The organism is Halovalidus salilacus (assembly GCF_031852275.1).
In the GTDB taxonomy this organism is placed as follows: domain Archaea; phylum Halobacteriota; class Halobacteria; order Halobacteriales; family Natrialbaceae; genus Halovalidus; species Halovalidus salilacus.
In genome coordinates, this window is the sequence record NZ_CP134700.1 from 399140 (window position 1) to 417846 (window position 18707).

Consider the following 18707-nt stretch of genomic DNA (forward strand, 5'->3'; position numbering starts at 1 on the left):
GGTCGGCGACGGGTCTATGTGTCCGCCCGCCGAACGCTCGAGCGAACGATGGCAGATCGGCGTCGACTCGAGCGATTCGTCCGGTCGAAACTCCGGGAGGCCGGCGAACAGTACGAGGAACTGCGCCGGTCGACGGACGGCCAATTCGAGGAGGCCCGCGAGGCCTACCAGGCGGCGCGGAACGCGCGAGCGCTGCCGACCGACGAGGCCGACAGGGCCCGGATCATCTGTCGACGGTACGCGGAACGGCGAGCGGCGAGGCTCGACGATGAGTACCGACCGGCCTGTTACGAGGACGGTCACCCCGACTGCGAGGGCTGCGTCGAGGACATCTACGCCGGACGGATCGAGACCTGGTGAGCGCCGGCGGTCGGGAAAACGGCGCGTCTGGACGGCTTCGCTGGCCTCGTCTCGTTCGGGTGGATCGCTCACGCTAGGTGCGGACCGATCAACGCTACGCCGAGCGCCGCGGTCTCGAGGACGGACGGTCCGCTATTGCGGACGATCGTCGAATGCCGCTGCGAGCGCGACGGGGTTCGAGAAATCGATCGAAAAACCGACCGCGGATTAGCCGAGCCCGGACGACTCCTCGTTGGCGTCACCGTTCGGGGGCCACACCGCCCAGGCGACGATCGCCGCGCCGGCCGCCGCGCCGAGCACGGCCGCCTCGAGGACCGTCAGTTCGACGCCGAACCACGAGAGCGCCGTCCGTATCTCGACGACGAACGGGACGAGCAGGGCCAGGATGACGAGGAGCGCCCCCCCGGAGATGCGCATCTACGGCATCACCTCTCGGAGGGACTCGAGAGCGAGCGCGGGGTCGGTTTCGATCGCGAGCTGGAAGCCGTCGGCGCTCTGACCGAACAGGCCACCGCCGTCGATGATCGCCGCGAGCGGGAGCGTGTACGCGAAGATCACGAGGACGATCGCGATCCCGGTCCAGACCTTGAGGTTGTCGAGGATGGCCGGGGAGTCCTCGGGTCCGGAGAGCGCGCCGGCGTAGGTGTTGTCCGGGATGTCGTCGCTGGTGCCGTTGAGCGAGGTCATGACCATGACCAGGAGGAACAGGGCCAGCGAGACGGTCAGCAACACCGCGCCGAGGGCGACCTGCGCGTTGATCTCGCCGACGGTGCCGACGGCGGGTTCGAACTCGAAGCCCTGGTACTCCGGTTCGGCGGTCCGGCGGGGCAGGCCGAACAGACCGGAGCGGTGCATCGCGTTCGACATGAACGTCATGCCGACGAACCAGAGCAGGACCTGGGCCATCGCGACCGAGCGGTTCCAGAGCGGTTTGCCGGTCATCTGCGGGATGAACCAGTACGACACGGCCATGAACGTCAGCGCGACGGCGGTGCCGACGGTGAGGTGGAAGTGACCGACGACCCACCAGGTGTTGTGGACGAGGTAGTTGATGTTCATCCCCGCGTTGATCATGCCGGAGAAGCCGGCGGCGGCGAACATCAGGCCCGCGAGCGCCATGCCGGTGAACACCGGGTCCCGCCACGGGAGCGCTTTGAGCCAGCCGAGGTAGCCCTCGCCGCCGCGCTGGCGAGCGCCGTGTTCCATGCTCGCGACGACGGTGAAGGCGGTCAACAGGCTGGGGAGCAGGAGGAACATCGTGTTCGTCATCGCGATGAACTTGAATCCCTCCGCGATGCCGGGGTCGAGGTACTGGTGGTGGATCCCCAGCGGCGTCGAGAGCAGCAGGAACAACACGAAGACGACGCGAGCGAGCGGGTCGCTGAACAGCTTTCCGCCCGAGAATTTCGGCAGCATGAGGTACCACATCAGGTACGCCGGCATCAACCAGAAGTAGACGACGGCGTGGCCGAAGTACCAGAACAGCGTCCGGGTCAGCAGCGGGTTGACCGAGTCGACGATCCCCAGCGACCACGGCAGGAGGAACGCGAGGATCGCTATCGCGACGCCGAGCGTACAGATGTACCAGAACAGCGTCGTCGTCAGGACCATGAACGCCGGCAGCGGGATCCGCTCGTCGGGGTTCTCCTTGCGCCAGGCCCACCACGTCCGGAACCAGTCGACGCCGGCGAGCCAGGAGCCGACGACGAACAGCACCAGCCCCAGGTAGAAGAGGGGGTGGGCCTGCAGCGGCGCGTAGAACGTGAAGAGCACGTCCGCGTACAGCTCCGAGCCGAGCACCGTCGGCGCTTCCTCCATGAGGCCGGCGAAGATCGTGACGGTGGCCATCGCCGCGCCGATCACCATCAGCCCGTACCAGGCCCAGGTGAAGCGGATGTCCACGACGCCGCGCTCGAGCCCCGTCGTCACCGCCCAGGTGAAGATGCCCACGAGGAAGAAGATCGTGAACGTGATCGCCAGCAACACGCCGTGGGCGGTGAGGATGGTGTAGTAGTCCGCCGACTCGATGAACCGGTAAACGTCCGTCCGGTGGAGCGCCTGCACGAGCCCGAGCGTCCCGCCGATCGCCAGCGCGACGAAGGAACTCCAGAACGCCGCCTTGATCACGGCCGCTTCGTCGGGGAACTGGTCGACGTAGGCGTTACGCATCGCCGTCACCTCCGTCGGTCGAGTTCGAAACGGTGAGCGTCCCGCTCTCCTCGTGGTCGTCGACGGTCACCGTCCAGTCGTGATCGCCCTCCTCGAGGTCCGCGGTGTCGACCGCGAACTCGACGTCCTCGCTGTCGTCACCGGGGACCGTGACGTCCTCCTCGTACGTTTCTCCGCCGATCTCGAGCGTCGCGGTCGTCTCGAGATCGTCCTGCATGCCGTTTTCCACGGTCGCGGTGACCGTCGTCTCGTTGCCCGCCTCGACCTCGTCGGGGGCCTCGACGGACAGTTCGGTCAGGTCGAACTCGTCTTCGGGGACGACGTTCAGCTTTCCTTCCATCGTGTGGTGTGACTCGCCGCAGTACTCGTTACAGAGGATGCCGTACTCGTCCGGCTCGTCGAACTCGACGGTCATCTCGGACACCTCTCCGGGGACGACCATCGTGTTGATGTTCGTCCCGGCGACGGTGAAGCTGTGCGTCACGTCCCGGCTCGTCACGTAGAACGTCACTTCGCTGTCGGCCGGCACCTCGATCTCGCTCGGCGTGTACGACCACGCTTGCGCGACGACGGCGACCTCGTACTCGTTGCCGCCGACGTGCGTGACGCCGGGGTCGCCGAAGCGCTCGTGATCGTTGATCTCGCTCGGATCGACCGAGCCGCCGTCGTCGTCGATCATCGCGATGCCGGGACCGACGGCGCCGTACGTGATCGTCGCGATGAAGCCGACGATCAGGACCATCGACGCGATCAGCCACGCCTTCTCGTAGGTGTGGATGTTCATAGTATCCCCACCACCGGCATAAGAAGGTCGACGACGGTCGGTCCGTTGCCGAGGAACTCGACGAAGTACATGAACACCCACAGGAATACCAGTATCAGGAAGTAGATCCCGATCAGAACCGCCGTTCCGATCGGATCGTACTCGTCGTGCCCGATCTCCCGAACATGGTCGGGGTCGCCTTGTTCTGTTCTGGAGCTCATACGGTTGGGTAGGAAATGGGGACGACTTACCATCAACCTTGGTTCCCACCGGTCGGGAACAGGGTGGGGTATTAAGCGCCCGTCGTACTCAGGATACAGTATGAACCTCGATACGGTCGGACCGCGGTACGCGGCGGGCGCGGGGCTCCTCGCGATCCTCCCCGTGCTCGTCTACGGGGTTTCCGACTCGGTCGTCGCCGGTCTCGTCAGCGCGGTCAACGTCGTGATCATCATCGCCTCGCTGTACGTCGCGATGGCGCCGATCGACGAATCGCACGACGACCACGGAAACGGAACCGCAAGTTAACCGACGGCTCGTCTCACACCAGCGACATACTCCCAGACATTCCTCGTGTCACTCACACCAACCACCCTCTCGACCGCCACGGTTTTCGAGCTCGGCCAGCGGTCGGCCGTCGCTCCGCTGATGGCTATGGGGCCGGGGTCCGTCCCCGAGCACGTCAACCTGCTCGTCCTCCTCGTCGTCGGACTGCTGGCGGGCGCACACTGCCTGGGAATGTGCGGCCCGCTGGTGACGACCTACGCGGACCGGATCGGCGCTGCGAGCGAGAAGCGCCGCGACGACACGCTCACCGGCTACGAGGTGCGCCAGCACGCGCTGTTCAACCTCGGGCGGACGGCCAGCTACGCGGCCATCGGCGGCCTGTTCGGCCTCCTCGGCGCGGTCACGGTCGCCTCGAGCGAGGCCGTCGCCGAGATCGGCAACGGCGTCCGCGGCGCGACGGGGATCCTCGTCGGGATCGCGATCGTTGCGAGCGGGATCTACTACGTGCGCGGGCGGACCGCGGTCCCCGGCCACGACCTGCCCGTCGTCGGCTCGCTGTTCCGTCGGCTCGCGGGACTGCTCTCGAGTCGGATCGATCGGCTCGCCACGTCGCCGGGGATCGTCGCGCTCGGCGCGGTTCACGGGTTCATGCCGTGTCCGATCATCTACCCGGCTTACCTCTACGCGTTCGCGCTCGGATCGCCGACGCAGGGTGCGCTCTCGCTGGCCGTCCTCGGGCTCGGAACGATCCCGACGCTGTTCGCCTACGGCACCGCGTTGACCTCGATCGGACCCGAGACGCGGGTCAGATTGCACCGCGGGCTCGGCGCGGCGTTCATCGTCCTCGGCTACATCCCCCTCTCGCACGGCCTGATGCTGTACGGGGTCCACCTGCCGCACGTCCCCCTCCCCTTCGAACCCCTGTTCTAGCGATGGCACGCGACTCACGTCCGACCCCGCGACCGTACGCATCGCCGTCGGAAGCGACCGCGTCGAACGCGACGGCGAGCGCCGGGTCCGAAACCGACACCTCGACAGACGGCGACGCGTGCGACCTCTGTGACCTTCCGACTCCTCCGGAGTCGATCACCGCTCCGGACGTCGACGGCGCCTTCTGCTGCCGGGGCTGTCTCGAGGTTTCCCGAGCGCTCGAGCGCGCTGACGGGCCCGACGAGTCGGCGGTGCGGTCGCGGCTCGACCGGCCGGGCGAGGGCGGCCGCGACCTCGACGACCTCGACGGCGAGGACGCCTACCTCGCGGTCGACGGCATGCACTGTTCGACGTGCGAGGCGTTCCTCGAGGCGACCGCCGAGCGCGAGGACGGCGTGCTCGGTGCGACGGCCAGCTACGCGACGGACACGATCCGGATCGTCTACGACCCCGACCGGCTCTCGGCCGAGGACCTCCCCGACGTCGTCTCCGGCTACGGCTACGCCGCGGCCGATCGATCGACCGCCGACGGCGAGCCGGGCTCCGACGACGGTCTCGCGCGGCTCCTGCTGGGAGGCTTCTTCGGCATGATGGTCATGGTGTGGTACGTCCTCTTTCTCTACCCGACCTACTTCGGGCTCGAGCCGGTCGTCGACTTCGGCGGCTACGAGCGCACCTTCCTGTCGGCGAACATCTGGGCGTTCACCTCGTTCGTCCTTCTCTACACCGGCTATCCCATCCTCCGGGGCGCGTACGTCAGCCTCCGGGCGGGACGGCCGAACATGGACCTGCTCGTCGCGACGGCCGCGCTCGGCTCGTACGGCTACAGCGCGGTCGCGATCGCCCTCGGCGAGAGCCACCTCTACTTCGACGTCACCGTCGCGATCGTTCTCGTCGTCACCGCCGGGACCCGCTACGAGCAATCGGTCAAGCGCCGCGCGACCGGGCTGCTCTCCGAGTTGACCGAAGGGCAGGTCGACGAAGCCCGCCTCGAGGGCGGCGAGACGGTCCCGCTCGAGGCCGTCGAGCCGGGCGATCGCCTGCTCGTCCGGCCCGGCGAGCGGGTTCCGCTGGACGGCGAGGTCGTCGAGGGGACCGCGGCGGTCGACGAGTCGCTCGTGACCGGCGAATCGCTGCCCGTCGGGAAGGAGCCGGACGATCCCGTCCGCGGCGGCACGGTCGTCACCGACGCCCCGCTCGTCCTCGCAGTCGGCGACGAGGCCGAGAGCACCCACGACCGGCTCGTCGCCCTGCTCTGGTCGATCCAGAGCGCTCGGCCCGGCGTCCAGCGCCTCGCCGATAAACTCGCGACGGTGTTCGTCCCGCTGGTGGTCGTCCTCGCCGTCGCGACGGCCGCCCTGACGTTCGCGACCGGCTCGAGCGCGTCGGCGGCGCTCCTCGTCGGGCTGACGGTCGTCATCGTCTCCTGCCCGTGCGCGCTGGGGCTGGCGACGCCGCTGGCGATCGCCTCGGGCGTTCAGGCGGCGGCGAACCGGGGCGTCGTCGTCGCCGCGGAAGCGATCTTCGAGGCGGCCTCCGACGTCGACGTGGTCGTCCTCGACAAGACCGGGACGCTGACCGAGGGATCGATGTCCGTCTCCTCCGTCGCCGCCGTCGACGGCGAGTCGGCCGAGCGCGTCCTCGAGCGCGCAGCGGCCGTCGAACGCTTCTCCGAGCACCCGATCGGCGCGGCCGTCGTCGAGCACGCGTCCGACGCCCTCGAGGTCCGCGGCGAGAACGGAGAGAGCGGTGAAGACGGTGAGAACGGCGGAACCGGACCGAATGCGACCGGAGGGGTCGACGACTTCGAACGTCACGTCCGCGGCGTCAGCGGCGTCGTCGACGGCGAGCGCGTCGTCGTCGGCCACCCCAACTTGCTGGCCGAGCGAGGACTGTCGATCCCCGACGCGCTCGAGTCCCGGATCGAGGACGCTCGTGCCGCGGGCGACGTCCCCGTGCTCGTCGGCTGGGGCGGCCGCGCTCGAGGCGCGATCGTCGTCGGCGACGCCCCGCGGGAGTCGTGGCGTGAGGCGGTGACGGCCCTCTCGGCGGGCGGCGACCGGGAGGTGGTGGTGCTCACGGGCGACGAGGGCGCCGCGGCCGACCGCTTCCGCGCCGTCGAGGGCGTCGACCGCGTGTTCGCAGGCGTTCCTCCCGAGGGGAAAGCCGAGACCGTGCGGCGGCTTCGGAACGGCGGGGTCGACGGGGCGGTCGACTCGCGCCGCTCGAGCGGCCCGAAGACCGTCGCCATGATCGGCGACGGGAGCAACGACGCCCCCGCGCTCGCCGCCGCCGACCTGGGGATCGCCCTCGGGAGCGGGACCGACCTCGCCACCGACGCCGCCGACGCCGTCGTCCTGGGCGACGACCTCGAGGCGGCCGCCGACCTCCTCGACGTCGCGACGACGACCCACCGGCGCATCCGCCAGAACCTCGCCTGGGCGTTCTGCTACAACGCCGTGGCGATCCCCCTCGCGGTCGCCGGGCTGTTGAACCCGCTGTTCGCCGCCGTCGCGATGGCCTCGAGCAGTCTCCTCGTGGTGCTCAACTCCTCGAGATCGCTTTAATTATAATTAGGTCAGTCCGGTTTTCGATCGGTCGTCGTCGGAACGCGTCGCTTCGAGACGGCAGTATCGGTCGACGAAGCGTAGACACCGAAAGCCCCCGGCGCGCTCGAGGGGCCTGGCGGCGTGCGCTCCTCGTTACCTGCGGTGCTACGGCCGCCAGGCCCCTCGAGCGCGCCGGCCCCTTTCATTCCCGCCCACGGCCTCACCCTCCCCAGCCGACTCATTCGCTCGCTCCGCTCGCTCATTCGCCCCTCGCGCAATACCGGCGACGTGGCCTCACAATGGCTCGGCCACGTCGCCAGTGCGCGCCGCGAGGTTAGATTCGTATCCGAATCGGTGGCTCGTTCACCGAAAAATATCGATTTTCACTCGTTTTCGTCAGTATCGTCCTCGGTGACGACCTCCTCGACCACCTTCCGCTCCCCGTCCTCGTAGACGTAGGTGGTTCCCTCTTCCTCGTCGCTCGTTTTTCGGTGGCTGCCGTCGCAGAAGGGGAAGTCGTCGGAGAGTCCACACTGGCAGATCGCCACGTTCCCCTTCTCGTCGTCGATGTCCTCCGGGTCGAGCTTTCGCGGACCGGTCGCCTCGAGTTCGACGAGTCTCGTCATGGTCGTCCGCTCGCGCTCGAGGATGAGAAGGCTGGCGCTTGGAGGCCGGCGGTGGCGGTCTCGATCGCTACGTCGGAACCGCGCCCGTCCCGGGCCGCTCGAGCCCCTCGAGGTCGATATCGCCGCCGGGCATCGCCACGCCGTCGAAGGGGTCGCCGCCCGCCTCGAGCAGGAGCGCCCCGTCGACGTCGATGTAATCCAGTAGGGGCGCGAGGTGACACGCGGGCGCGATGGCCGCGTTCGACGAGGTCATGCAGCCGCACATCACCTCGAGGCCGTGGGCGCGCGCGGCGTGGACGATGCGCTTCGCCTCCAGGAGGCCGCCGCACTTCATCAGCTTCAGGTTCACGACGTCGCAGCGGTTCGCGAGGTCCGGAACGTCGGCCGACGTGAGGCAGGACTCGTCTGCGGCGATCGGAACGGGGGAGCGCTCGTAGACGTACCGCATGCCCTCGGGATTCTCCGCCGGTACGGGCTGTTCGACGAACTCGAGGTCGAACGCGGCGAGGCGCTCGATCGTCGAGACGGCCTCGCGGGGCGTCCACCCCTCGTTCGCGTCGACGTAGAGGCGGACGTCCGGGGCGATCGAGCGGATCGTCCGAACGACCTCCTCGTCGCGCTCGGGGTCTGTGCCGAGTTTCACCTTCAGGGTGGTGTGGCCGCGCTCGAGCGCGAGTTCGGTCTTCTCCGCCATCGTCTCGAGGTCGTCGATGCCGATCGTGTAGGAGCTCTCGAGCGTCTCCGCGGGGTCGAGGCCCCAGTACCGATAGAGGGGGAGGTCGAGGCGCTTCCCGACGAGGTCGTGCAGCGCGATGCTCACCGCGGCGCGCGCGGCCGGGTTCCCGCGAACGGTCTCGAGCAGTCGGCGTTCGATCCGCGCGAGCTGGTGGGGATCGCCGACGTCCTCGACGACCGCGAGCAGCGACGGGAGGACGGCCTCGACGGTGTCGACGGTCTCGCCGAAGTGCGACGATGGGGCGGCAGCGCCGACGCCTTCCCGGCCCTCGTCGTCCTCGATGCGGACGATCACGTTCTCCGTCTCCTCGGTCGTCCCCCGGGAGATGCCGAAGGGGAACTCGAGCGGCAGGGAGACGCGATCGAACGAGGTCTCGAGGCTCATTCGAGGATCGCCTCGAGCACCCCGTCGGTGTCGAAGCGGATGACGTCCGTCGCGGGGACGCCGAGTTCGCTCTCGTAGGCCTCGACCGCCTCGCGGGCCGCCTCCTCGTCGTCCACGGTTCGAGTGTTGAGCGCGCCGGCGACGACCCGGGCCTCGTTCACGGGTTCGGCCAGCCCCTCGTAGAGGTCGACGTATCGCTCGAGGGATGGCAACGAGAACGACTCGTAGCCGTGAATGACCTCCTTCCCGGCCTCGTGACAGAGGACGAGCCGGTCCGGCATCGACCCGTGGAGGATGCCGCAGGTGACGGCGGAGTAGGCGGGGTGGACGATGCTGCCCTGGCCCTCGACGAAGAGGTAGTCGTGCTCGTCGCCCTTCTCGAGGATCATCTCCTCGACCGCACCCGCCGTAAAATCGCTGACGACGCGGTCGATGGGGTTACCCCACCCCTCGATCATGATGCCGGTCTGGCCGGTGGGGATCGCGGCCGCGTCGTAGCCCGCCTCCCGCGCGTCGCGGACGAGTTCCATCGTCGTCGTCATCTTCCCGACCGAGCAGTCGGTGCCGACCGTGAGCACGACCTCGGCGTCGACCTCCTTCGCGAGGCCCTGGCTCACCGTCAGGTCCGCGGGCGGATTACGCACGTCCCAGAGTTCGCAACCGTTTTCGGCGGCGAGTTCGGCGAACTCCTCGTCCTCCTCGAGGAAGTAGTGCAGGCCCGCGATGACGTCGCAGCCGCGCTCGAGCGCCGTGCGGACGTCGTCGCGCCAGCTCTCGTCGAAACCGCCGCCGATGGGGGCGATGCCGATCAGCAGGGCGTCGACGGCGTCGGGCTCGAGGTCGGCCATCCCCTCGACGATGGGGGCGTCCTGGACGTCCCCGACGTGGTCACCGACGCGGTCGCCGGCGGCCGCGCGGTCGAGCACGGCGGCGACGTCGTAGTCACCGTATCGGAGAACACCGAGGGCCGTCTTGGCGCGGTCCGGAAACTTCTCGTGGGCGAGAATCGCGATTCGCATACGCACGGATTGGCGACCGCCGACTTAAGGATAGAGATCGGAAACGGTCACCTCCGCTCGTCCCTAACTATCTATCGGGAAGAACGACGACCCCGCTCAGACGACTCGCAGTTCGGTCGTGAAGAACGACCGGTGGGCGTCCTCGAGCGCGGGCTCCGGCTTTCCGGTCGCGTCGACCGCGGCGACCGCGTCGGGTTCGCGCGCCAGTTCGTCCGCGAGCGAGTCGACGACGCCGCGCTGTCCGACGAGGAACAGCCGCTCGCGGTCGTCCGTCTCGACGCCCTCGATCGCCTTTCGCGCGCGCTCGAGGTGGGCGTCGATCTGTCCGTCGCGGATGCGTTCGAACCGTGCCTGCGAGAAGCCGCCCTTGGAGTGGCTCCCCTTCACGTCGCTCTCGAAGCCGCGGTAGTCGACGCGCTCGCCCCCCTCGTAGACGCCGAGGGCGAACACGTCGGCGCGGACGAGCGCCAGCGCGTAGCGCCCCTGCGCGGTGGGGAGGAACCACTCGCGCTCGAGGCGGAAGCGGTCGCTCCAGACCGCCCCGGACGCGAACGCGCTCGCTCCCGACCGCGAGGTCGACCCGTCGCCCTCGAGGGTCGGCGTGATCGGCGGCTCGAGGGTCGTCGCGATCAGGCCGGCGTCGTCGAGGCAGACGAGACACGGGGCGGCGTCGGCCACCAGCGCGGCCCGTTCGCCGAGCGCGTCGCCGACAGCTTCGGGAACCTCGCCGTCGGCGTCGACCACGGCCGTCAGCGCGCCCTCGGGACCCGTCCGGAACGACTCGAGTCGGACGAGCACCTCCTCGAGTCGGGCACCCCGGAGCCGCTCGCGCCGTCGGACGGCGAGCCCCTCGGCGTCGTCGACACCCGCGGCGCCTCCCTGGAGTCGGTCGAGTTCCCCCTCGAGCTGGGCGATGCGATCCTCGAGCCGGTTGCGCTCCTCTTCGACCGACTGCTTCTCCCGAACCGCCTCCGCTCGTCGCTCCGCTTCGGCCTCGTACCGACGCTCCAACCGCTCGGTCTCCTCCTCGAGTTCGTCGATTCGCTCCTTGAGGGACGCGCGGCCGAGCAACTCGTCGATCATTCGGACGAACACGGGGAGCGAGACTACTTTTAGATGGGGGTTCCGACGGCCGACGGTAGCCCGGTCGACGGGCCGATTCGGACGCCGAACGGGACGATCCAGCCCTCGATTGAAGCGGTTCAGCCGGCTGCTAGATCGAGTCAAGCGGCGCTTGATGCGGGTGGCGGGACTCGACGGAATTCGGTACGGAGACGGAATTCAGTAGGAATTCCGATCGACTCAGGTGAGGTCCGTGCTCGAGTCCGCTCGCCACCCGCCGGCGAACTCGAGCAACTGCTCGGCCCGCTCGCGGCGGGCGAGGAACACCTCCGTCAGCGTCGGCGGGTTTCGAATCCGCGTCTCCTCGAGCATCGGTTCCGGAATCGCGAGCGTGTTCGCGGGGACGGCTCCGTCCCCGTGGACGGGGAAGTGCTGCGTCTCGAGTTTCATCACGAGCGGCGCGTCGAGCCGTTCGATACCCTCGCCCGTCGCGTACACCTCCTCGTTGATCCGTTCGTGCTGCTCGCTGTGCATGACCGCGCGATTTCCGTCGGTGGGGGTCACGTAGAGGCGTCCGAGATAGTAGCTCCGAGAGAACACCTCGAACATGGTAGACGTACACAAGGTCGGGAGCGACATAACAGTTGCCCGGATCGTTTATGCGGGCGCGCTTTCAGACCGGTCGACGACTCCCGAATGAGCCGAGGGACCGCCGTCGATGACGTCGGCGTCGGTCGACGGTCGCCACGGCGTGGTATCGTCTCGTCGTCGCCGGAGGGTTCCGGTCGTCGAGGGCATCCACCGGACGGCCTCGAGTCCGTGCCGGTTCGAGGGGACGGACAGCCGGCACGGACGGCTCGAGGTGATCGTCGGCCCCCGAACGACGGGCGTGGCCCGCCGCTTGAACGCTCAAAACGGATCTAAACGATCGAGGTGACGGAGTAAACGGTCCGAACGAAGATCCGGCTTTTTAGGAGGTCGGCGGATACCTACTTCTCGATGATCACGACCCGCAGCCTCGTTCTTTTCCTGGGGGTGCTCGTCGTCGGGCTAACGATCGGTCCGATCGCCGGCAGCGCGCTCGACGGCCCTGCGGGTTCCGACTCGGCGAACGGAGCCGACGTCGCGGCCGATTCTAACACCGATCTCGAGTCGGTGGCCGACGACGGCTCGTCCGAGAACGAGTCGGAGTCCGCCTCGGGGACGGAGACGACCGAGAACGAATCGGAATCCGCGCCGTCGACGGAGACGAACGTCTCTACGTTCATGCAGTCGAGCACCGCTGCTGCCGACGACGAGGTCGAATCCGGTCTCTTCCGGGCCAGGTACGAAAATGCGGATAACGGATCGCGGGCCGACGTCGTCACCGACCGAACCGAACGCCTCGAGGCCGAACTCGCGTCGCTCGAGGAGCAGTACGAGGCGGTGCAGGAACGACGCAATACCTCGAACGCGTCGCCTGTCGCCTCCGAGGCGCAACTGACGCGCCTGTCGGTCAGAATCGCCTCGCTCGAGTCGTCGATCGACGAAACCGAGTCGCGGGCCGAACGGGCGGGCGTCGACACGGAACGGTTAGACGAACTTCGCCGGAACGCGTCCGAGCTCAACCGACCCGAGGTGGCCAGGACGGTGTCGTCGATTCCCGGCGTAGGGCCGCGAACCGACGTCGGCGTTCCGGGCGGCCCGAACGGGAACGACACGGCCGCGGAGGCTCCCGGACGCGCGTCGAAGGATCGCGGGCAGACGGGAGCGGGAAACGCCTCGAGCGGTGATTCCGACGATCGAGGCGGCGAAAACGACTCCCGCGCGTCGGTGCAGTCCGCGTCCGACTCGAACCCGGACGGCGATTCGAACTCCGACGCCGACTCGGGCGAGAAGTCGGCCGACGACGACTCCGAGAGCGCGTCGTAAACCGAATTTCGATCCCCGCGAGGCACCACGTTTCGTCGTCGATCCACCGGCTTTCGCTCGTCACGTCGAGCAGACACGCTTTTCCGCGCCCGTCGCTAATCCTCACGCGATGGACTCCGCCGCGTTGTTGGACCTGCTGGGAAACGAAAACCGGAGACGGATCCTCAGGTTGCTAGCCCGGAAACCGTGTTACGTCACCGAAATTTCGGAGTACCTCGGCGTGAGTCCCAAGGCCGTCATCGAACACCTCAGGAAGCTCGAGGACGCCGGCCTGATCGAGAGCCGGGTGGACGATCAGCGGCGAAAGTACTTCCACATCGCCAGAAACGTCCGCCTCGAGGTGAACGTCTCCCCCTACGGCTTCGCGAGCAAGAGCGCCTACCCCTCGAACAACAGCTTCGACATCACGACCTGTCGCCACCTCTCCCTCGACGTCGTCTGCGACGAGACCGAGGAACTCGACAGCCTGCTCGCCACGCTCGAGGAACTCGAGCAACTCGAAAACGAACTCTCGCTGGCCCAGCGGTGGGTTCAGGGGCGGCTCTGTGACACGCTCGACCACATCTCGGAGGTCGTGGGCGCCGGGCCCGAGAGCCGCATCTACGCCGACCTGCTCGCGAGCATCCGGACGGAGCCCAAATCGATCGGCGACCTCGCGAACGAGATCGACGCCCCCCGCGAGGTCGTCGCCGACCTCCTCGAGCACATGGCCGACGAGGGGGTCGTTCGACGGACGGAACGGGGCTGGGAGCTGTCGACGAGCGGTTGAGTCGGATTGACGGGAACCTTTTCGGCTACTCGACCCCCTCGAGATCCTTCGAGAGGCCGGTTTTCAAATCCCGTCCGAAGTAGTACCCGACGAGACACGCGACCAGTCCGAGGCTGGCGCCGACGGCGACGACGGCGCTCCCCGACCCGGCGACGGTGATGACCACGTGGTTGAGCACCGCGGCGACCGCGCCGACGGCGGTTCCCGCGGCCGTCACCTCGAGGTAGCGGCGTTTCGACGTGACCAGTCCCAGGACGAAGGCGGCCGCGAAGAGGCCGATCGACGAGCCCGCGACGGGAATCGCCATCCCGCCGGCGAACAGCGCGGCGGCGAAGACCAGAATCAGCGTGAAGAACGCCTTCGGCGAGAAGAACGACTGCAGCGAGCGGCCGCCCCTCGAGCGCGACCTGCTCGACAGCGACGGCAGACTCGGGAGGAACGAGAGGCGACTCGAGTCGGACGACGCCGCGTCGTCGGTGGCGGTCGCCGTCGGGTCGGTCTCGGCCTCGAGTTCCGACGGGGAGTCCGCCGCGGACTCCGTCGTCGCGTCGCCGGACGCGCCCGCATTCGTCTCGGTCCCCGAGAGCAGCCGATCGGTCTCCTCGAGGAGTTCCTCGGTCGACGGAGAGTCCGAGGAGTCCCGGGTCGTCGTGACCTCCTCCGAGCGATCGCTCATGTGTCAACGCAGGCTGGCGAGCGTCATGGTCCTTTCCCCACCCGGAAGAACTCGAGTATTCGACCGATTCGAACGTGGCGCCGTATCGGCCCCCCTCTCCGCTGAGCAGGTGGGCTACCGGGTGGATCTGCGGGTTAAGAACACACTGAAAGCCCTCACCACCCTCGCGCCCGCTCAGTCGGATAGGGCCGCCTGACCGAACGCGAGGGCGGCTCACGGGTCGCTACGCTCCCCGTTCGCCAGACGCGGTTCTCGTTCACTGCGTTCACTCCGAACCGCGCGCGCTTCGCCCTTTCATTCCGCCAGGGGGCCTGCCCTCCCCCGTGGTCGCACGGCCCGCGCCGTGGCGCGGGCCCGTGCTCCCGGCCATGGAGAGCAGGCGCGCGCTGGCGAGCGCTCGAGTGACGGCGAGAGCGCGAAGTCGACTTCGTGCGAGGTCTTCGCTCGCACGCTCGCGAAAACGCCAAGGAACCTGCCTTTCCCCGAGTCGCGCGATTCGCCACGTCCGTGGCTCCTCGCGCTCCCGGCCACGTGGCTCGTGGCGCGGCGCCGAAATTGCGCGAGGTCTTCGCGAGTGTAACGAGCGAAGGCTTGGAAGTCGCAGCCCGCACAGCGAGCAAAGCGAGCGAGCAGGACCGTCTTCCAGTGGGCGAGCGAGCGAACGTAGTGAGTGAGCGAGTCGGATGGGGAGGGTGAGGCCGTGGGTGGAAATGAAAGGGGCCGGCCGGGGGCTTTCGGTGTCTTCGAGTCATCAGCGAGTCGCCTTCATACGGTTACACGACGATTTCCACGTTCCACTCCAAGCCAAACGGACGTCGAGTATACGTACGAGAGCGGTAGGTACTTTGCGCCGGCGGGGATACCGCCGACTATGACCGTCCAGTGGAAGCTGTTCGCCGACCTCGCCGAGCGCGCGGGCGACCGGCACGTCACCGTCGACGTCGGGGCCGGGGACACCGTCGAAGACGCCCTCGAGCACCTCCTCGAGGGACGAGACGAACTCCGGGATCGAGTACTCGACGACGACGGCGAGTTGCGCTCCCAGATCAACGTCCTGCGAAACGGCGCGAACGTCCTGACCGAGGAGGAGGGGCTCGAGACCGAACTCGAGGCGGACGACGAACTGGCGCTGTTCCCGCCGGTCAGCGGCGGGTAAGCGAAAACCGTGCCTACTAATCAGAAACTGGGTAATTGTTTACCCACTCCAGGTTGAAGAGGGGTCAAAACTCCGTCACGACCTCGATCCCGCGCGTCTCGTACTCGGTCATCGCCTCGAGTCGATCGGAGACCTCCTCGAGTCCCACTTCCTTCGTGACGAGGGCGCCCGGCTCGAGCGCCCCGGACTCGATCATCCGCAAGAGTTCGTCGTACCGGGAGGGCGGCATGCCCCTGGAACCGAGGAAGGAGACGTCCCAGCGGGTCATCGAGTCGATCGGCAGGGAGACCTCGCCCTTCTCCGCGGCGGTCGTCAGCCCCACCTGGACGTGCGTTCCACGGATGGCGAGGCACTCGATGCTGTTGCGGCAGGTCTCGGCCCGGCCGAGGGCGTCGACGGAGACGTGTGCGCCGCCGTCGGTCACGGCCTCGATGACGGCCGGGACGTCGTCACCCGGGTCCAGATCACCGCTCGCGTCGATCGTCACGTCCGCGCCGACCGAGGCCGCCAACTCGAGGGGCCCCTCCCGAACGTCGACCGCGACGACGCTCGCCCCGAGGGCGTCGGCGATCTGGACCGCGGCGAGGCCGAGGCCGCCGCAGCCGTGGACCGCGACCCAGTCGCCGCCGTCGACCTCGGCGCGGTGGGCCAGCGCGTGGAAGGCGGTGACGTACCGACAGCCCAGCGCGGCCGCGTCGGTCGCCGAAACCCCGTCGGGCAACGGCGCGGCGTTGAAATCCGCCCGCGGGACGTGCACCCGCTCGGCGAACGCGCCGGGCGCGCTCGGCTCGAACCCCAGCGCGGCGCCGTCCTCGCAGACGTTCCCGTGGCCCGTCCGACACTGGGGGCAGGTCCCGTCGCCCAGGTTGAACGGGACCGCCGCCCGGTCTCCGGGTTCGAGGGTCTCGACTCGATCGCCGACCTCGAGCACCCGACCGGCGGGTTCGTGGCCCAGGATCTGTCCGCGGGGGACCTGATCGTCGGCCCACTCGCCGTGGCCCATCCAGGCGTGCCAGTCGCTCCGGCAGATCCCGCAGGCCTCGACCGCGACGACGGCGCCGTCCGGATCCGGAGCGGGCGGGTCGACCGCGGCGATATCGAGCGGTTCGCCGTACTCCCGCAACACTGCAGCGCGCATACGCCTCGATTCGCCCTCGAGCGGTTAATCGTTCGGGCGTCGTCCGAGTACGAGTTGAAGAACGGATCGACTGACCGTTCAGCGACGAATACTCCGAAAGCCCCTGTCCCTCTCGACCCTCCGGGACTCGCTACGCACCTCACTTCGTTCGGTGCTCACGTCGTCCGGGAGGGATCGAGAGCGCCGGGAGGGCACGCTCTCCCGAGCATCGCGAACGCTCCGCGTTCGCTCAACGCCAGCCCCTTTCAGTCCCACCCGCGGAGGTTCGTTCGGTCCGCCGTAACGGGGAGAGCGGAGGGGTGCTTTCGGAGGTATTCGAATCCGGTACGGCGAAACGAAGCCCGCTTTCGCCGATCCGTGGCCCGCTATTGCGTCCCGGCGAGGTCGACCCCCAGCACGAACGCGGGTTCGTCGCCGATTTCGACGCCCGCGTAGGAGGCGTCGCTCACGTACCCGACCGTCTCGGGGATCATCACTCGAGTCTCGTCGGCCCCCACCACGGCGGCGTCCCGCGAAATCGCGGCGAACAGCGAGCGCGCGGCGTCGACGTCGTCCCAGGCGGCGACGCCGTACTCGGCCCACGTGGTCGGTTCGGCGCTCCCCGCATCGTCCTGGCCATCGCCATCGTCACCGTGCTCGTCGTCACCACCGCCGCTCGAGCGCTCGTACACCCGCGACCGATACGCCATCCCCGACAGGCCGTCGTCGCCCTCGACGGCGAACACCGCGGCCTCGTCGGCCTGGCGCTCGAGGTCCGCCCGCGTCACCTCCCGGAGGGCCCAGGACTGCTCGAGGTCGAGCCCCAACCCCCGTAACTCGTCTCGAGCCTCGCTGTGGGTCCAGTGGCGCCAAGCGGCCGTCGGGTCGCTCGAGACCGGCAGGGGCCCCTCGGCGTCGGAATCGGGGTCCGGGTGGACCCAGCGAACTTCGGTGATCGGCTCGGCGCCGATCGCCCGCGAAACGCCGAGGCCGGCGGCGTTCCACGAGAAGACCATCAGCCGGGCCAGCGTGGCCTCCCGCTCGCGGCACCACTCGAAGCAGGCCTCGTTGAGCCGCCAGCTGACCCCCTTCCGGCGGTGGGCGGGGTCGACCCGCATCCCCTGGAGCCAGGCCTCGTCCGAGGAGAGCAGCACGGCCTGGACGATGCCGACGACGGTCCCCTCGAGGTCGGCCACGAACGTCTTCTTCGGCGTCTCGCCCGCCTCGACGCCCCCCTCGCCCTCGATCCAGTCGTGGTAGACGTCGGGCAGGTAGTCCCCGCCCCGGTCGGTCCAGATGCCCTCGGTGAACGAGCGGACGTCGTCGTAATCGTCGTGGGTCGCCCGCCGGATCTCGAGGTCCGGCGTCGAGGGCGACCCGCTCGAGCGGTCGGCGTCGTGATCGGATCCCATCGTACCGAGTAGACTCGCACCGCCGCGGCGAAACAGTTTCCGTCGAGCGCACCTCGTCGGTTCCGTTCGTCGACCGGCACGAGGAGATCGAGTTCACGCCGCCGTGAACGATCGGGACGCTTATGTGTCCCACCGATAGTCGTGCCAGTATGTCTCACGGGAAGGACGGGCGCCTCGAACCCCTGAGCGGGTTCGGACGGGACCGAATCTCCGAGTTAGCGCGGGAACGAGCCGAACGCGTCGACGGACGGACGTCGGCGCTACGGTTCTACCTCGAGGGCGCGCTCCACGTTACGGCGGCGTTCGGGTGGCTGCTCGCGTTCGTCTCCGCCGCCGTGTTCCTGCTGACGCCGCAGTTCTCGATTCCGGTCCTCGAGTCGGCGACCGTCGTCGCCGTGGGCGTCGCGGTCGGGACCGTCGCTCGAGCGCTCGCGAGACGGGTGGCCAACCCGTCTGCGAAGTAGTTTCACTACAAATAGAAGTGGCGAACCCGATCGAAGTGGGGTGCGTCGATCCCTCTACACCGGAGGGGAACGTCTGTTGAATTCCACTAACGATTTC

The 18707-nt window shown here is 68.4% G+C and carries 20 protein-coding genes; 8 read left to right on the forward strand and 12 right to left on the reverse strand.

Going from position 1 to position 18707, the window contains the following annotated elements; genetic code table 11:
* Positions 1–48: 48 nt before the first annotated feature.
* A complete protein-coding gene (locus RJT68_RS02020) occupies positions 49–360 on the forward strand; it encodes a DUF7091 family protein (RefSeq protein ID WP_407038715.1) in 312 nt (103 codons plus the stop codon).
* A 207-nt stretch (positions 361–567) separates the two neighbouring features.
* Here RJT68_RS02020 and RJT68_RS02025 read toward each other — a convergent pair whose 3' ends face one another.
* Genes RJT68_RS02025 through RJT68_RS02040 form a run of 4 tightly spaced genes read right to left on the reverse strand, consistent with a single transcriptional unit; the run spans position 568 to position 3513 of the window.
* The gene (locus RJT68_RS02025; protein ID WP_407038716.1) at positions 568–777 is read right to left on the reverse strand and encodes a CbaC protein; all 210 of its coding nucleotides are present in this window, start codon (positions 775–777) and stop codon (positions 568–570) included.
* Positions 778–2529, reverse strand: a complete 1752-nt coding sequence (locus RJT68_RS02030) for a b(o/a)3-type cytochrome-c oxidase subunit 1 (RefSeq protein WP_407038717.1) — start codon at positions 2527–2529, stop codon at positions 778–780.
* Positions 2522–3313 (reverse strand): cupredoxin domain-containing protein, encoded by a 792-nt coding sequence (locus RJT68_RS02035; protein WP_407038718.1) that lies wholly within the window; start codon positions 3311–3313, stop codon positions 2522–2524. The genes RJT68_RS02030 and RJT68_RS02035 overlap by 8 nt, the downstream gene beginning before the upstream one ends.
* Positions 3310–3513 carry a hypothetical protein gene (locus RJT68_RS02040; protein WP_407038719.1) on the reverse strand — a complete coding sequence of 68 codons (204 nt, stop codon included), beginning with the start codon at positions 3511–3513 and terminating at the stop codon, positions 3310–3312. The genes RJT68_RS02035 and RJT68_RS02040 overlap by 4 nt, the downstream gene beginning before the upstream one ends.
* A gap of 100 nt (positions 3514–3613) precedes the next feature.
* Between RJT68_RS02040 and RJT68_RS02045 the strand changes: the two genes are divergently transcribed.
* The 3 genes from RJT68_RS02045 (at position 3614) to RJT68_RS02055 (ending at position 7296) form a co-directional block, all read left to right on the forward strand.
* Positions 3614–3820 carry a cytochrome-ba3 oxidase subunit gene (locus RJT68_RS02045; protein WP_407038720.1) on the forward strand — a complete coding sequence of 69 codons (207 nt, stop codon included), beginning with the start codon at positions 3614–3616 and terminating at the stop codon, positions 3818–3820.
* 120 nt (positions 3821–3940) lie between these two features.
* A complete protein-coding gene (locus tag RJT68_RS02050; RefSeq protein WP_407040302.1) occupies positions 3941–4729 on the forward strand; it encodes a sulfite exporter TauE/SafE family protein in 789 nt (262 codons plus the stop codon).
* A gap of 2 nt (positions 4730–4731) precedes the next feature.
* The gene (locus RJT68_RS02055; protein ID WP_407038721.1) at positions 4732–7296 is read left to right on the forward strand and encodes a heavy metal translocating P-type ATPase; all 2565 of its coding nucleotides are present in this window, start codon (positions 4732–4734) and stop codon (positions 7294–7296) included.
* 365 nt (positions 7297–7661) lie between these two features.
* On the opposite strand, the gene RJT68_RS02060 is transcribed toward RJT68_RS02055, so the two are convergent.
* The 5 genes from RJT68_RS02060 to RJT68_RS02080 all read right to left on the reverse strand — a co-directional run bounded on the left by RJT68_RS02060 (position 7662) and on the right by RJT68_RS02080 (position 11714).
* Positions 7662–7904: a CDGSH iron-sulfur domain-containing protein gene (locus RJT68_RS02060; protein ID WP_407038722.1), complete on the reverse strand. Its 243-nt coding sequence runs from the start codon at positions 7902–7904 to the stop codon at positions 7662–7664.
* A 67-nt stretch (positions 7905–7971) separates the two neighbouring features.
* On the reverse strand, positions 7972–9024 hold the full coding sequence (locus tag RJT68_RS02065; RefSeq protein ID WP_407038723.1) for a dipeptide epimerase: 1053 nt from the start codon (positions 9022–9024) through the stop codon (positions 7972–7974).
* On the reverse strand, positions 9021–10043 hold the full coding sequence (locus tag RJT68_RS02070) for a DUF1611 domain-containing protein (protein WP_407038724.1): 1023 nt from the start codon (positions 10041–10043) through the stop codon (positions 9021–9023). The genes RJT68_RS02065 and RJT68_RS02070 overlap by 4 nt, the downstream gene beginning before the upstream one ends.
* Before the next feature lie 96 nt (positions 10044–10139).
* Positions 10140–11126 carry a Vms1/Ankzf1 family peptidyl-tRNA hydrolase gene (locus tag RJT68_RS02075; RefSeq protein ID WP_407038725.1) on the reverse strand — a complete coding sequence of 329 codons (987 nt, stop codon included), beginning with the start codon at positions 11124–11126 and terminating at the stop codon, positions 10140–10142.
* 219 nt (positions 11127–11345) lie between these two features.
* On the reverse strand, positions 11346–11714 hold the full coding sequence (locus RJT68_RS02080) for a DUF5802 family protein (RefSeq protein ID WP_407038726.1): 369 nt from the start codon (positions 11712–11714) through the stop codon (positions 11346–11348).
* A gap of 390 nt (positions 11715–12104) precedes the next feature.
* Between RJT68_RS02080 and RJT68_RS02085 the strand changes: the two genes are divergently transcribed.
* Positions 12105–13016 carry a hypothetical protein gene (locus tag RJT68_RS02085; RefSeq protein WP_407038727.1) on the forward strand — a complete coding sequence of 304 codons (912 nt, stop codon included), beginning with the start codon at positions 12105–12107 and terminating at the stop codon, positions 13014–13016.
* Positions 13017–13125: 109 nt separating this feature from the next.
* Complete coding sequence (locus RJT68_RS02090; protein WP_407038728.1) at positions 13126–13785, forward strand: ArsR/SmtB family transcription factor; 660 nt, start codon at positions 13126–13128, stop codon at positions 13783–13785.
* Between the two features lie 25 nt (positions 13786–13810).
* Here RJT68_RS02090 and RJT68_RS02095 read toward each other — a convergent pair whose 3' ends face one another.
* Positions 13811–14461 carry a DUF456 domain-containing protein gene (locus tag RJT68_RS02095; RefSeq protein WP_407038729.1) on the reverse strand — a complete coding sequence of 217 codons (651 nt, stop codon included), beginning with the start codon at positions 14459–14461 and terminating at the stop codon, positions 13811–13813.
* Positions 14462–15332: 871 nt separating this feature from the next.
* On the opposite strand from RJT68_RS02095, the gene RJT68_RS02100 reads away from it, so the two are divergent.
* Complete coding sequence (locus tag RJT68_RS02100; RefSeq protein WP_407038730.1) at positions 15333–15617, forward strand: ubiquitin-like small modifier protein 1; 285 nt, start codon at positions 15333–15335, stop codon at positions 15615–15617.
* Between the two features lie 64 nt (positions 15618–15681).
* Here RJT68_RS02100 and RJT68_RS02105 read toward each other — a convergent pair whose 3' ends face one another.
* Positions 15682–16755, reverse strand: a complete 1074-nt coding sequence (locus RJT68_RS02105; protein ID WP_407038731.1) for a zinc-dependent alcohol dehydrogenase family protein — start codon at positions 16753–16755, stop codon at positions 15682–15684.
* A 365-nt stretch (positions 16756–17120) separates the two neighbouring features.
* Complete coding sequence (locus RJT68_RS02110) at positions 17121–18146, reverse strand: GNAT family N-acetyltransferase (RefSeq protein WP_407038732.1); 1026 nt, start codon at positions 18144–18146, stop codon at positions 17121–17123.
* A gap of 149 nt (positions 18147–18295) precedes the next feature.
* Between RJT68_RS02110 and RJT68_RS02115 the strand changes: the two genes are divergently transcribed.
* Positions 18296–18610 (forward strand): hypothetical protein, encoded by a 315-nt coding sequence (locus RJT68_RS02115; RefSeq protein WP_407038733.1) that lies wholly within the window; start codon positions 18296–18298, stop codon positions 18608–18610.
* Positions 18611–18707: the final 97 nt, after the last annotated feature.